This window comes from Stenotrophomonas sp. YJH_SMC_131 (assembly GCF_059367975.1).
In genome coordinates, this window is sequence record NZ_JCAFRJ010000004.1 from 356,941 (window position 1) to 372,458 (window position 15,518).

Here is a 15,518-nt window from a genome sequence, read left to right on the forward strand (position 1 = left end):
TGGTCGGCACTGAGGCTGGTCCGGGCATCTGCGCATGCCGTGGACCTACTGCCGAGCCTGCCGCCGGGCGCGCTCCTGCACCCGGCGGCGCCGTGTCGGTGGTCCTCACCGCTGATGGCCGCTCCCTGCCCTCCGTGCCATCCTGGCTGGGGCCGCTGCCGTTCCGTGGCGGCTGGCCCGGTCGCATCCACGCATGGCGTGGATCTACTGCCGACCTTGGTGGGCACCAACGTGTGCCGACCAAGGACGGCACCTACCGGCGCTGCGTGCCCTCGTCGCGACTTGCCTGCGGGAACTGGAAGGCACTGTTGGCGTCATAACCGCTGTTGGCAGTGTTGCCACGCGCCGGCGGGTCGATGCTGCTGGTACCACTGCCGAAGCCCAGAATCTGCACGCTGATCACCGACGGCTGGTTGCGCCGTGCCTCGTCCTGGCTCTTGCGCATCACATCCTGTGCCGCCTGGCTGGCGCTGTTCGCTGCCGCACTGGCCGAGGCCAGCGCATTGACATTGACCGATGCCAGCACCGGCAGGCCCTTGCTCTCGCCCTGCACCTGAATGTTGGCCGCGTTGAGCACCTGCAGCGCCGCCAGGTTGATGTTGCCCGAGACGCGGATACCGGCCTCGCCCGCATCAATGGTGCCAAGCGGTGCGATCAGGTCGACGTCGCCCGGCGGTACTTCGGCAATGGGGTTCAACGTCGCGATGCCGGCACCGCTGGCCGGGGCCTGCGGCGACAGGATCACATTGCCCCAGCCGTCATAGACGCGGCGCGGTGGCGTGTACAGCAACGTCGTCCGCGAACCACGACCGGCGTTGATGTCACCCTGCTCCGACCAGGCCAGGATGTCGCCGCCGAAGGTGGTCATCACCCGCGACAGGCCCAGCAGCACGCTGTCCTGGCTGAACAGCCGGATATCGCCTTGCCCCTGGGTGACAAGGCCGGCGCTGGCAGGTGGCACCACGCCCTGCACACCGATCACGATCTGCCCACCCGGTGCCATCAGCTCGATGTTGCCGCCCGCCTCGGTACGCACGCCGGAACCACCGTACATCACGATATCGCCGGTACGGTCGATCGTCGCACCGGCCGCATTCCTGTCCGGCATCAGCGTGGCGATGGCTTCGCGCCCACGCAGGTAGGAGCCGAAGCGGGGCCCTTCTGCATCGGTATATTCCCGTCCACCTTCGCGCAGCTCGGCGTAATAGACCTGGCGCAGGAAGATGCGCTGCTGTTCCTGCGGCAGCGCATCGAACGCGGCCAGCGCCCCGTCGCCCTCGGCCGCCACGCCGAAGCGCTGCTGCAGCCACTGCTTCAGCTCCTGGTTGTAGACCTTGACTGCCTTGCCCGGCTGCGACGCAAGCGATTGCGCGGGATTGGCAAGGTTGGCAGGGTCCAGATAGCGTGCACGCAGGGCCGCGAAGTCGATCTGCTGGTTGCCGGCCGTCAGCGCGATGCTGGCGCCGGGACGGGTGTCGCCCTGCACGATGCCACCGAGGCTGGCGATGCTGCCCGCATCCTCCTGGCGCAGCTGGCGGCCGGCACTGATCTCGACGTTGCCAGGGCCGGCAATGGTCGCATTCAGATGCACGATGTCGCGGCCCGCCGTCGCCACCGTGATGTCGCTGGGTGCGGTGTTCAACGCGGTCATCGACACCCCGAGGATGTCCCGGCCTGCCCGCAGTTGCACGGCGCCGGCGGCCTCGAACCAGTTCAGCTGCGTGCGCTGCCCCGCGTTGACATTCAGCGTGCGCTGGGCGCCGGTGGCCAGACCCATGATGTCGCCCTGCACCGCGTAGAAGCGGCTCGGCGCCAGTGCCGCAGACACAGTGGACAGCGGCGTATTCGGACCGAATGCGAACAGTGGAAGCGACCCCGCCGGCGATGCCGTGTTGCCGTCGACGGACAGGTTGTGCCGCGAGCGGGTCACATTGCCTGCGGAATCCCCCTGCTCGGCCATGAATGCCGGGTCGAAGGGTCCCGGCAGGCGCGCGTCACTGGCCGAGCGCGCGATCTGGGTCGCGCCAGGCTGGGCGAAGATGCCGCCACCGGCCAGGACGTCCAGCCGTCCTGTCGCCGAGGGTGCCAGCAGGATCACATCCTGCGTCCCCGGCGTGGCGCTGATCCGGTCCAGCTTGATGTCACCCTGCGCAGCAATGGCGCTGAAGCGCGAAGGATAGAGCCAGTAATTCAGCAGATCATCGCCGCCACGCACAACAAGCTGGACCTGCTCCCGCCACAGATTGCTGCCCGTCACGTTTTCCGGCCCGGCGAGGCCTGGCGCGAGGTCACCACCGGCACTGAACAGATCCACGGCCGTGTTGGCGGTCCACAGGGAGAACCACGTACTGCCTGCAGCGTGCGCGCCATCATCCTGCAGCACCGCGCTGTAGTTGGCCAGCGGAACCCGGCCGGCATCGGCGACGCCGCCGAGCACCACATCGCCCCGCGCCTGCAGCTGCGCGGCGGCGTCGCCCAGCACCAGCACCGGCCCGCCCATCGCGCGGGCGGCGTCAGGCGCAAACAGGTCTGCCGCCCGCTGCTTACCCAGCGTCGCGTAGCTTTCCAGGGTGACGCCCATTGCACCGATGCGCCCCGCATCGAGCTGCAGGCTCCCACGCAGGTTGCTGAAGGTACCGTTGAGGTCGAGATTCTGTCCCGCCCTGGAGGGGTTGAGGCTGGAGATCGTCGCCTGCAGGTTCGGATTCAGCGCGCCACCGATACGCAGCTGCAGGTCGCCGCCGCCGGTCAGGTGCAGCTGGCCATCGCTGACCCGGCCGGTCGATCCCACCGCAGCAATGATCGCACCCGAGCGCGGTGCGATCGTCGACACCAACGCGTCACCTATCGCATCGCGCACGCCGGCGTCACGCCCGGCCTCCAGCGTCAGGTTGCCCCCGCCCAATGTGCCGAAGCCGGTGAAACCAACCATCCGTGGAGAGGCGCCAGCGGCAGCGGACACGTTGGTGTAGGCGCCAAAGTTCACCCACCAGCTGGTCGGCACCGGCTCCACCCCAGTGGTGCCGCCGGTACCCTGCCGCCACAGCCAGTTGCCGACCGCGGCACTGGAGTACAGCGCCCAGTCGCGATCGCTGCTGCCCGACTCTGCGCGCGCGGCCCAGGCGTCGCCGACGATATCGCGTCCGGCTTCGACGCGCAGGTTGCCACCATGATCCGGATACCAGGCCTGGTAGCCTGCCATCGCGGCGTCATAGCTGCCCGGCACCAGGTTCGGCCCCAGCACTGCGGTGTTCCAAGGGGCCGCTGCACGGGGCGAATTGAAGGCAGCGTCGCGGCCCCCACCCAGCGCGGCGGGAGTGCCGGCGGTGTAGACGCCAAAGCCTGACTTCATCACGACGTCACCGGCCGCGAGCAGTTCCATGTCGCCCCTGCCGGTGCGCAGTACGCTCCACGCCGGCGTGCCTGCGCGCTTGCCGTAAGTGGTCACTTCGGTCTGCGTGCCGCCGCCGGCGCAGTAGGTGGGCGCGGTGCTGCAGAACTCGTCTTCGGTCATGCCAAACATCGCGGCGAAGTCCTTCGCAGGAGTGCCTGCGTAGGACTCGTCGCCCCAGTAATCCAGCGAGCCCTGCGCGGCCACCTGGCGGGGTGCCGGGCCGCAGTAGTCGGCCGACATCGCGCAGAACTCGTCTTCGGTGAAGCCGAACATGTCGGCCAGCTCCGCGATCGGACGGCCTGCATAGGAGGTGTCGCCGATCCAGTCCAACGATGCCTGCTCGGTCAACGCGCGATCCCCCACCCAGATGATTTCCGTCTTGACCGTACCGATCGAGCCCTGGTGGGTATCGGCCAGCACCACGCTGCCATCGCTGCCCCAGCGCCGGCTGCGTGGGTCGGCTGCCCCGGTATCGGCGCCGGCAACAACGGTCAGGTCCCAGGAGGTGGTGCCCTCGGCCAGCATCGGCGCCAGCGCCCAGTTGCGCCCCTGGTTGCCGCCGGCATCGGCCGGCCTCAGATTCACCGGCGCGTCGCCGGGCAGCTCCACCTTGGTCAACGACGGGATGTACGCGCCCACCTTGAGCGCGACTTCGCGTGCCAGGCGCAGCGCAACCGGCAGCACCGCGCCGGCGGGCCACTCCTGTGCCGCCATCTGTACCGCACTGCGCAGGCGGAAGCCGGCTCCCAGCCGCGCACCGGCCGCCAGCATCAGCGGCTCCTGCAGCACGGTGCCCGCGGCCAGCGTCTGCCCGGAGTCGGTGGTCACCGCCGCACCCAGCACCGTGCCTGCAGGCAGCCGCAGGTTCTGCGAGATCACCATCGGCGCGGGCAGCACGGTACCGACCGGAAGCGTTACCGATTCGACCGGCACGTCATAGTTCAGGCGGGTACCGGCCTGGAACTCGGTGCCGGGCTGCAGCTTCACTCCGTCCACCGGCACCACCAGCCCACCGCCAAAGGGGGTGTGCCCCGCGCTGCCATTGCGGCCCTCGTACAGCTGCCAGCCGCCCTCATCCGGCGTGGACGGCGGCGGTGCGAACCCATCGTTGATGCTGCCGTAGACGTTGATGTTGCCTTCGGCGCGCAGCACCAGCGAGGCCGATTCGCCGAAGCCACGCCGCGATGGATCGGCGCGGTTGGCATCGGGGCCGTAACGGTAGCCGGACAGATCGATGTCGCCGGCGATGGTCAGGTCGCCGTCCGGGTTGGCGTCGCTGCGCCGCGCCAGCACCTGCACGCCGGGACGAAGGCGCACATCGCCCAGCGCCCGCGTGCGCTGCTGCAGATCCGCGTTGCCCAGCGCACCATCGATCCAGGCCACGCTGTGCGGATCGACCACCTGGTCCAGCCACTGCTGGGTGACCAGCTGCGCGCGGTTGCCGCGCACGTCAGCGGTGGTTGCCAGGGGCGCATCGTCGTAGCGGCGAACACCATTGAGCTGGATGTCGGCCGCGCCATCGATGCGCAGGCCGGTGGCCGCGGCAATCGCCGCGTCGTTGCTGCCCAGCCGCGGCACATCGATCTTCAGCGTGCCGCGCGGGGTGCCATCGTTCTGGCCAGGACGTCCACCGACGGTAACGTCGCTGCCCGCACGCAGGTCCAGCTGCGCCGCGCTGCCCAGGCCGACGGCACCTTCGGCGCTGCCCAGCGTGATGGTGGCCCGGTTTGGACTGTCGATGATCTTGCCATGGCTGTCCACGCGCAGGCCGGTACCGTGCGCGTCCAGCGTGCCGTCCACCTGCAACTGATCGCGGGCGTACAGGCGGATGCTGCCGACCTGCTCGCCGCTGGCATCGATGCGGCCGGCCACGGTCAGGCTGCCCGCGTCGACGCTGATATCGACCCGGCGCGCCTTCACTTCGTCGCCGATCCGCAGATCGCCCTCACCGATCTGGAAGCTGCGACCGCCGACGACGCCGCCGGCGGTCAATCGCTGGTTGAGGCCGGCGAAGTCCTGCAGCTGGCGTGCCCGCACCACCAGTTCGCCACCGTCGTAGGGCACCAGCGTGCCACCGGCATCGTAGCGACCAGTGGCGGCACCCTGCAGAACACCGGCCAGATCGGCTCGGCCGGCCATTGCGGTGACCGTCAGGCGTCCGCCGCGGTTGTTGCGTGCGGAAACATCGATGCGGGAGGCCGCATCGGCGCGGATGTCACCCGTGTCGCTGGACAGCAGGACATCGCCGCCCCAGCTGAACTTGTCCACGTCGTACAGCGAGACCTTGCGTCCGGCCAGATCCAACTCGGCCCGGCTGCCAAGCGTGATGCCCTGGCGTGCGTTCGCCGACAGCCGTCCAGACGCCAGCGCGACCGTGCTGTCCAGCGCGATCCGGTTGGCGTCGATGCTCAACTCACTGCCCAGTGCATCGCCACCCGTCTTGCCGGCGCCCCCCTGCAGGCGGAAGTCGCCGCCGGTGCGCACGCGCAGCTGCGCGGCGGGATCGGCGGCCAACAGCGGTGTATCGATACCCAGGTTGCCTCCGCTGTACTGCCACCCCTTGTCGGCCAGATAGTCGCCACGCTGCTGGAATACGTCCAGCGTGCCCTGCGCGGAGAACGACAGCTGCTCCGAAGCCCTCAGGTTCAGCGCACTGAAGCCGAGCACCTGCCGGTTCGCAGGTACTTCAGAGCTGGGACGGCTGAATGGCGCCCGCCCCAGCTGCAGCTGCCGGGTGACGATGTCCAGTTGCCCGGCCCCGAGCCGGTCCACCATCGGATCGGCCGGCGGCACCGTCGCGTCGCTGCCCGGCGCCTGGCCCGCCGCCAATGAGCCGTCCCAGACCAGCGTGTCCACCAGGATGCGCGCGCGGTCGGTCGCCGCACCGTAGCCGCGGATGGCCTGCGCACCGAGCACAAGCGTCTGCAGGCCACTGCGGCCGGTGGCACTGTCGCGCGCATCCAGGTCGACGCTGCCGAACACGTTGACAGACTCCCGCGCGACCAGGCTCAGCGTGTCCAGCGCCGGCGCGCCGGTCGCATCATTGCCGCGCAGCAGTTGTTGCAGCACGGACTGGTTCATGGTCATGCCACTGGGCAGCGCCCCGGCCGCAGCGGCCTGGGCGATCGCTTCGGCACTGCCGAGGTTCAGCGCCGCCATGCTCAGGCCGAGCTGGCGGGTGCCATAGCTGGCCGAGTCGCGCATCTGCAGCGCGCCATCGGTCGCTACCGCGATGCTGCCATCGGAAACCAGCCGCGTCTGGCCGTCGCACGCCGCCTGGCATCCGCCGATGTCGATCGCCACCGGACCGGCCTCCACCCCGGTGGTGCCGGTGATCAGGTTCAGGCGCTGGTTGGACACCGCCAGCAGGCCGCCGGAGACCTGGTAAGGCAGGGTCGCGCTGGCATTCGCGTTGGCGGATGCGAACGGCAGTGTATCGAGGGTCGCACCGGCCTCGACCAGCACGCCGCTGCCACCGGAGGCCGCTGCCACCAGCACTTCCGGTGCGTTCAAGGTGACGCCGGAACGGATCGCCACGCTGCGCGCCTGGCCGGTCACCGCCACCTGCGAGGCCTCCTGGTTGAACTGCCCGCCGATCATCATCCGCGCCGGCAGGAAGGCATTGAGCGCGTCGTCGCTGAAGGTGGCGCCGCGATCACGCGCCTGCGATTGCGTGGTGCCATCGACGATCTCCAGCGAACCGACCGCCGGGCTGGCCAACGTGGCTGCCAGCGTGCCACCACGCCCCTTGTCGGTAGCGGCCGCGAACCGCGCGGTGCCGGCGAAGCGGATGGCAGGCGTTGCTGCACGACCTGCACCTTCGCCCAGCGCAAGGGTCAACCCGAGCGCATCGATGGTCTGCCAGCCACGCGACTCGCCGCGGCGGTCAGCTACCGATTGCGCGAAGCTGTTGTAGGAGGTTTCGTTGTAGCCCGAGTGCCGGCGTACCACGGCCGCGGGAGTCAGCAGGATGTCGGTGAGCAACGGCGAGATTGCCGCGCCCAGCGCCGTGCGCTGCTGCCCGGACACACGCCAGGTGCCGGTGCCGGTCGCAATCGGTTGCACGATGCCGGAGGTGCCGGTGGCGCCCAGCTCCACCCGGAATGCGCCGGGCTGCAGCGCATAGCCTGCCGGCATCAGCGTGTAGGTGCCGGCCGCCAGGCCGGGCACGCCAGCCGGCACGGTGATCTGCTGGCCCACCGCCGGAGCTGCGAACCCTTCTTCGCCACTGGGGGCGAACGCCCCGGCGCGTCCCGGTACGATCGCGTACACCGGGTTGCCCGACGCACTGAACCCGTAGCGCGGGTTGGCGTCGGCCAACGCCGTACGCAGGACGTCGACAGAGCCACCGCGTCCTGACACGAAGGCGGCGCCGGTCAGCTCACCACCGCCGGACATGTCCAGCAGGGCCCCCGGCGCCACCTCGATCTCGTTGGCCTTCAGTGTCACCCCCATCGAGGAGATGCCGGCCGGCGTCAGCGAACCCAGGCTGCGCGTACCGACCCGCCAGTCAACACCATCGACGGTGCCACCATAGGGCAGCGACAAGCCGGCGCCACTGGTCGAGGTTACGCTGCCTGGCCGCAGTTCCACCCGGCTGCCGACGGTTCCGTTCTGGATCAGGCCACCCAGCTGCAGCGTGCCCATCGGCGCCTGTACGTTGCCGCCCTGCCGCACCGTGGCGGCCACCAGGCGAAGCGTACCCAGCGCCGATTCCGGCGCCGGCTTCGTGGGCGCACCGGTGCCGTGGATGCGCAGCACGGCATCCGGATCGGACCAGTAATCAGCGGTCTGCACGGTCTGCGCCGACGCGCCGGCCACCAGCGTGCCGACCGCGCCTGTGGTGGGATACAGGCGCGCAGCGGTCACGTCCATCGAACCAGCCGTCATCAACGCGCTGGTGTTGCCACTGCTGGCAATGCCGTTGGTCAGGCGCACGTCACTGCGGCTTTCCAGCGCCACATGCTTGAAACCCGGCAGCCAGGTGACGTCGCGGATGTCGATCAGCCCGGCCTGCACCGCCAGCGCGTGATCTTCCGGCCCGGACGAAGCGACCGCGGCGGTGCCCTGCAGGTTCTCGCCCGGCATCTGGCGCCAGCGTGCCTGCGCCAGGCGAACGTAGGGCGCACTCAGTCGCAGCCCCGACGATGGCCCGGCATCCATGGCCATGCCCAGGCTCGAAGTACCCTGGCCGTGGATGCGCAGGCTCTGGGCCAGGCGCAGGTCGACGTCGCCGACCGCGCGGATGTCACCGAACACGGACAGATTGTCGAAACCGCCAGCCTGCAGCTGCTCGACCGACAACGCGGCGTGGCCATACTCCAATGTGGCCGGCAGTGGCTGCCCCGGTGCGCTGTGCTGGCTGAGGGTGATCGCACGTGACCGCAGTACCTCCTCGCTGGCGCCACGTGCATGGATGCTGCCGCCAAAGGCCAGCCCCAGGGTGCCGCCGCGTGCGCCGGCACCGCCGGCGGCCGCATCCATCCCGCCGTCCAGGTACAGCGCATTGGCCGAGCGCAGCACGATCTGCCCGCCATCGCTGTCCACGCGGACACGGCCCTGGCCGTCGACGTCCAGCTCGGCCGACGCGCCCCGCGCCTGCAGGCGCGCACCGCGTTCGACCACCACGAAGGCTTCCGGTGGTCGGTTGTCGACGAACGCTGTGGTCTCCCAGTCCAGCGCCCCGCCAATCTCGATGCGTCCACCCGCGCGCACCTGCCCGCGCAGACGGCCGCCGGAATCGGGCAGCGAAATCGCGTCTGCATCGGCATCCAGCAGCGCGCCTTCGGCGAAACGCCAGGTGCGTTCGGTGCGCTGCCCGGCGTACAGCGCGTTCTCCGGGCGCACATCGTCGATCAGGATGCGTCCGCCCTTCGCGCGCAGCGTGCCTTCAACATCGATGTTGCCCGCACCAAGCAGCGAGATCGTCTGGCCTGGATCGACCGCCACCAGTGCATCCTTGCCGACCCGCAGGTCACCGCCCACGCTGTTGCGCTCCGAACGCAGGCTGATGCTCGCACCCGCGCGCTGGCTGACGCGCCCGCTCGACGGATCGGCGCTGTACAGCGGTTCGTCCCACGCCGCCAGTGCGGACGCCCGGTCGGTCGCCATCGGCGCGTCCTGGGTCAGGCGCAGGCCTGGCAGGGCAGCGACCAGCCGCGCGCCATCGGCCACCTCCACGCCGTGGTGGCCATTGATGTCGTACTGCGCGAAGCCACTGCCGAACAGGCCGGGGTCCAGTCGCAGCGACGCGCCCGCCAGGTCCGCATCGCCCACCCGCACCTGGCCACCGGTCCCCAGCGAGAAAGAACCACCGCCCTGTCCTCGACCACTGAACCGGCTTCCCTCACCCAGTTGCACCCGGCCACTGCCATCGGTCGTCACCGTACTGCTGTTCGCCTGCAGGCTGACGCTGCCGCCTTTGCCGATATGGGCCTTGCCGCGCAGGTCCAGCGCAGCACCGGCCTCGACGTCAACCGTTGCCTTGGCGCCCACGGCCACGTCATGACTGTTGCCCAGGCTCAGGCGGCCGCCATCCGTCCAGGCACCGCTCGCGTCGCGCGGCATCGCCAGTGAGGCGTTGCTCCATTCGCCGGAGAGGTCGATCCGCGTTCCGTCGGCAATGACGGTGCGGGCGCGGCCATCGTGCAGCAGCGCCGTCGGCCGGCCCTGGACATCCAGCAGGTTGCCCGCCGACAACTGGCCGCCGGCAATGCCGATGTCGCCTGCCAGCTCCACCTCGCTGCCGGTCAGGTTGAGCTGCCCGCCGGCCTGAAGCCGAAGGCTGCCGTCGATGCGGATGCGATCGGCGGTCGCCAGGTCGATCCGCCCCCACTGCTGGGCACTCAGCTCTGCGATATCCAGCCACACCGTGTCACGCCGCTCCTCGTTGACCGGAGCCGCCAGCGACCACGCCGTCTTCGTCGGAGCCTTGTCACCCAGGCGCACATCCGAGCCGAACACACCACTGCGGCCCTGGCCGTCGTAGCGCCCCAGGTACAACTGCGCATTGCGCGCGACCGCCGTCTGCGCCTGTGCATAGCCATCCAGCGCGGCATCCGGCCTGCGGTTCTGCTGCGCGCCCTGGAAGGTTGCAGTCTCAACCTTTCCATCCAGCACCGCGGTCGGTGCGGAGACGATCAGCCGTCCTGCATCGCGGCCGACCGTGTACCCGTTATCGACCCGCTGCGCCGCGAATACGATCGGATCACGGAAGGTCTCGGTGATGCCCCAGCGTTCCTGCTTCACTTCATGGCCGCTGTACAGGCCATCGAACAGCATCTCCGCTGGCGCCTCATCAAGACGGTAGACCTGGCCATCAACGCCGCGCACCCAGCTCTGCCGGACCACGCCGCTCTGCACATCCAGGCTGCCGCCGGCAAGGTTGATGCGTGAGCCACCCTGCGTGATCACTTCCCTGCCGCCCAGCAGGACGGTGCCTCCCTGCGCAGCCCATTCGCCGATCGAGTGCCCCTGGTTGTCGAGGTAGCCTCCCACTTCCAGCAGGCCGCCTGCGGCGTACCAGCGCTCACCCTCGTAGCCCCCGGTACCGGCCGGAACGTGGACCAGCCTGCGGCGGTCGACCCAGACTTCGCTGCTGGTCAGCTTGCCGCTGTCGCGGTTGTCCAGGGCATCGCGCAGTTCGTTGCCCTGCACCTTGACCTGGACATTGTTGCTCTCCATCGACACCCGCACGCCCACTGCGCCGGACACGTCCACGCGCGCGGCATCGTCCACGTAGCTACGGGCCGCCGCATCGGCGATGATCTGGCCGCCCGTGGCAACCGTCAGCGAATCCGCGCTGAAATGGATGTTGCCACCCGAGACGATCTCCACCCGCGACTGGTCCCGGCGATCATTGTGCTGGGACAGATTGTCGAAGGTTGCCGAACGCGCGCCAGCGCGGATCGCGTCCTGCTCGGCCGATTCCTTGATTAGGGCGTCGCGCTGCGTATCCAGCACCGTGGTCTTGCCATCGTCCTCGATCAGCACCGCCGTGGTGGCTCCGTCAGCAAGCGTGACGCTGCTGCCTGCATCACTGGCCGAGGCCAGAAGATGCACGGTGCCGCGCTGTGCAAGCGTGGTGCTGGCCACGGCCACACCGGCCTGCTCGACGCTGCGTCCGGCCAGGGTCACGTCACCCTCGAGTGCGCGCAGCAGACCGGTATTGCGCACGCTGCCAGCCGTGCTGCCAGCGATGAAGCGCGGCGCGATTTCATTGCCGCGGGTGGTGGAACTGGTGTTGGTGGCCGTACCCACGCCGCGCCGGATCACGAAACTGTCACCTGCTGCGAGCTGCACCTGGCCCTTGCGCGCATCGATCTGGCCAGCATTGTCCACGCTGTGCCCGGCCAGCAGCACGTAGCCACCGCCGCGCGTCGCACTGGTCGGCTCATGGGTCGCGATGCGCGCGCCCCGCTCCACCATCACCTTGCCGAATGCATCGCTGAGCGCGCTGCTGCTGGCGTCGGGGCTGTACAGGCCGTTGTCGCGGAACTGCGCATCGCTGATCCGTGCTGCAGCCGCTAGCAGATTGCGTACATTGACCTGGCTGTTGTTGCCGAACACCACGCCGTTACGGTTGGCCACGAACACCGTGCCACTGGCCTTCAGCTGGCCCAGGATCTGGCTGGGCCGCGCCTGCGGATCGTTGACGCGGTTCAGTACGGCCCAGTCAGGGTTCTGCAGGAAATTCAGCGTGGTGTTGCCGCCGATGTTGAAGGTCTCCCAGTTCAGGATTGCCTTGTCCGCGGTCTGCTCGACCGTGACCTGCACCCTCCCGTCGCTGCCCTGCGACTGGATCGCGTCGCGCGCATTGAGCCAGCCACGGGTCAGCGGGTTCTGGTCGACGCTCAGGCCGTCCTTGCCGAGGCCATCGGCAACGATGAAGCCAGCCTCGCGGCGCGCCTGCCGGGCTTGTTCCTGCAGGCGCTGCTGCAGGGCAATCGCCTGTGCCGCAGTGCCAAGATTGTCGATCGACTGCTGCAGCTTCTGCCGTGCCGCATCCTGCTGCTGGGCCGGCAACTGGAACTGGATCGGCACGCCGTTGGGCATCCGGCCACTCTGTGCCGCGCTGCCCTGGGCCGCGCCCCGTTCGGCGAACCAGCCCGGACTGAACGCCTGCTGCGCCTGGCTGGCCGGGGCTACCATGCTCCCCAGTGCGACCGCGATGGCCCACGCCATCGGATGATTGCGGCGCATCGACGCGGCCGGATGAACAGCGGACGGGAGCGGGTGCGACATCGGAACCTCATCAACCTGGTGGGCCGCAGCTGCGGCGACGATCGGGGAGGCACACGCAACGCATGCCCTGCCACTGATAGACGGTTCACGCGAGACGAAGCCGACAGCCAAACGCTGCAACGGCGGCACCGTCGCGGAAATGGCGACGCCGGCCCAGAGGCCGGCGTCGGGTCAAGCAGGATTCAACCCGTGCTGCGGATTACAGCGGACGGCCGATGCCGGCGCAGGTGCTGGGGTTGTTCAGGCCGGCAGTGCTGCTGGCCAGCACGAAACGGTTGCGGATCGCATCGCGCCAGGCCTTGGTCAGCGGGATGAAGCCGTGGTCGGTGATCGACTTCTCATACGCGACGGTGTAGGTCGCCGGATAGTGGCGCGCCAGGAAGCCGCGCAGGCTGGTGGCGACGCTCGAATCCTTGTAGCACTGGCCGATCACCAGGTTGGTGTAGCCGGCGATCGGATAGCCGGCCGACGGGTTGCCGAACACCGGCACCCAGTTGGCGGGGTTCTCTGCATCGGTACCGGTCGGCGGAGCGACGGTGTCCAGGGTGGCCTGCACGCTCACCTGGTCCGGCGAGAAGCCCTTGACCTTGGCGACCTTGGTCGCATCGGTCAGGTTCGGGATCACGTCCGGGCCAACGTAGCCGATGCGGCCTTCAGCCGCGTAGACAGTGTTGTACAGCGAGGTGCCGCCGGTGGCCGGGGCGGCCACCAGGAACGCCGGCAGGTTGCCGTTGGCATCGCGCTTGTACAGGTCGGCGAAGGTCGACTTGATGGCGAACTTGCCGCCCACCAGCTTCGAGGTGTCAGCATTCTCAGCGGCACAGGCCGCGGTCAGGAAGCGGCTGAACATTTCGCTGGTGCCGCTGCTTTCCGCGCGATACACCACCTGGATCGGGCCGCTGCGGTTGGCATCGATGGTCGACCAGTCGCTGATCGCGCCCGAGAACACGCCGCAGATCTGCGCCACGCTCAGGTTCACCGCCGAACCGGCCTTGTTGAACGGGATGGTGACCGAGGTGGCCACCGACGGCACCTGGATCAGCGCGCCGTAGCGGTTGGCATTGGTCGGCTGGTTGAAGTTGGTGGTGTAGGTGTTCAGCTCGGTGCCGCTCAGTACCGAATCGCTGCCGGCGAAGTGCACGGTGCCGGTGGTCGAGAACAGCAGCGAGTTGTTTTCCAGGAAGGCCTTCTTGCCGGTGCCCGAACCGGTCACGGCGTAGCTGAAGTTCGCCGGCAGGATGCTGTCGGACGAACCCTTGTAGAGGTCGGCCGGCAACGAGGCACCGCCGCCGGTCACGGTCTGCGCCGAGGCGGCGCCCACGGTAGCGAGCAGCGCGGTGGCAACCAGCGCGGCCAGGGTCTTGTACTTGTTCATGATCTTCTCCTGAAGGGTTTACTGCGAAGGGAAACACCAAGGGAGGAACGGTCACTACACGCCTGCTGCCGCCGAGGGCCTCCCAGCCCACTCTGCGGCGACGTGTCCATGCTGGTCCGCGCCGATGACAGGCCGCTTAAGAAACCTGTGGAAGATCGGAAAAAGGTGTGGAGGATTGTGTGGAGAATCGAAGACGGCGACCGGGTAGAGTCGACTGTGCGTCGACTGGTGCACGGAGCGCTGGTCCTGTCGAAGTGTGCTTGGAAGCAGTCGACTCTACCCGTGATGCGCGTTGCGCATCACTGCACCAGCTGGTTCATCTCCATGATCGGCATCAGCACGGCCAGCACGATCGTCAGCACCACGCCGCCCATCACCAGGATCATGGTCGGTTCCAGCAGTGCGGTCAGCGCCATCGCGCGGCGCTCGATCTCGCGCGAGATCGTCTGCGCGGCGCGTTCGAGCAGTGGCGCCAGCGAACCGGTCTTCTCGCCGCTGGCCACCAGATGCACCAGGATCGGCGGATAGACCTTCTGTACCTTCAACGCAGCACCCAGTGCCGCACCTTCGCGTACGCGAGCAGCCACATCATCGGCACAGCGCGCCAGCAGCGCATTGCCAAGCGTCTGCCGCGCCGCTTCAAGGGCACGCAGCAGCGGGACACCGGCGTCCAGCAGGATCGCCAGCGTCGAGGCAAAGCGCGCACTGTTCACACCCAGCACGAAGCGCCCGACCATCGGGACCCGCAGCAGCATCGCGTCCCAGCGCAGGCGCAGTTCCGGCCGGCGCAACGCCAGCCGCCAGGCCACCATCAGCGCAGCCATGCCCAGCCCTGCCCACACGCCCCAGCTGCGCACAAACGCGCTGGCGGCCAGCATCACCTGGGTCAGCATCGGCAGCGTCTGCCGTGCCTGAACGAACGCGGTCACCACCTGCGGCACCACGTAGCTGAGCAGGAAGATCACGATCGCCACTGATACCAGGCTGATCGCCGCCGGGTAGATGAAGGCGGTCAGTACCTTGGCCTGCAGCGCATTGCGCTCTTCGATGTAGTCGGCCAGGCGCTCCATCACCCGTGCCAGATCGCCGGAATCCTCACCTGCACCCACCAGCGCCCGATAGATCGGCGGGAAATCGCGCGGCCGCGCTGCCAGCGCCACGGTCAGGCGCTGGCCGGCACGCACGTCGGCGCGTACTGCGGTGAGCGCCTGGGCCACGTGCGGGCGTTCGGCCTGGTCGATGACCGCACTCAATGCAGCTTCCAACGGCAGGCTGGCGGCCAGCAGGCTGGCAAGCTGGCGCGTGGCCCAGGCCAGCTCGCTGGCGGACAGCCGCCGGGCAGCCCAGCCACTGCCGGCACTGCGCGCCACGCTGACCTGCACGGGTGTCAGCCCACGACCGCGCAGCAACTGCCGCGCACCGCGCGGGCTGTCAGCGTCCAGCTGGCCCTTCTCGATGCGGCCCTGCGCGTTGGCGGCCTGGTAGTCGAACAGCGCCATGCAAGCC

At 68.9% G+C, this 15,518-nt stretch carries 3 protein-coding genes; all 3 read right to left on the reverse strand.

Going from position 1 to position 15,518, the window contains the following annotated elements; genetic code table 11:
* Positions 1-253 precede the first annotated feature (253 nt).
* Positions 254-12,637, reverse strand: coding sequence for a putative filamentous hemagglutinin family protein (locus AC5P56_RS11310; protein ID WP_495231655.1), 12,384 nt, complete (start codon positions 12,635-12,637; stop codon positions 254-256).
* Between the two features lie 199 nt (positions 12,638-12,836).
* On the reverse strand, positions 12,837-14,012 hold the full coding sequence (locus tag AC5P56_RS11315; protein WP_134808956.1) for a substrate-binding domain-containing protein: 1,176 nt from the start codon (positions 14,010-14,012) through the stop codon (positions 12,837-12,839).
* 299 nt (positions 14,013-14,311) lie between these two features.
* Entirely contained in the window at positions 14,312-15,511 is a 1,200-nt protein-coding gene (gene gspF / locus AC5P56_RS11320) for a type II secretion system inner membrane protein GspF (protein ID WP_134808955.1), read from the reverse strand.
* Positions 15,512-15,518 lie beyond the last annotated feature (7 nt).

Excerpts from the sequence above, each read along its gene's own strand:
- AC5P56_RS11310 (WP_495231655.1), bottom strand. The coding sequence starts at position 12,637 with ATGTCGCACCCGCTCCCGTCCGCTGTTCATCCGGCCGCGTCGATGCGC.
- AC5P56_RS11315 (WP_134808956.1), bottom strand. The coding sequence starts at position 14,012 with ATGAACAAGTACAAGACCCTGGCCGCGCTGGTTGCCACCGCGCTGCTC.
- gspF (WP_134808955.1), bottom strand. The coding sequence starts at position 15,511 with ATGGCGCTGTTCGACTACCAGGCCGCCAACGCGCAGGGCCGCATCGAG.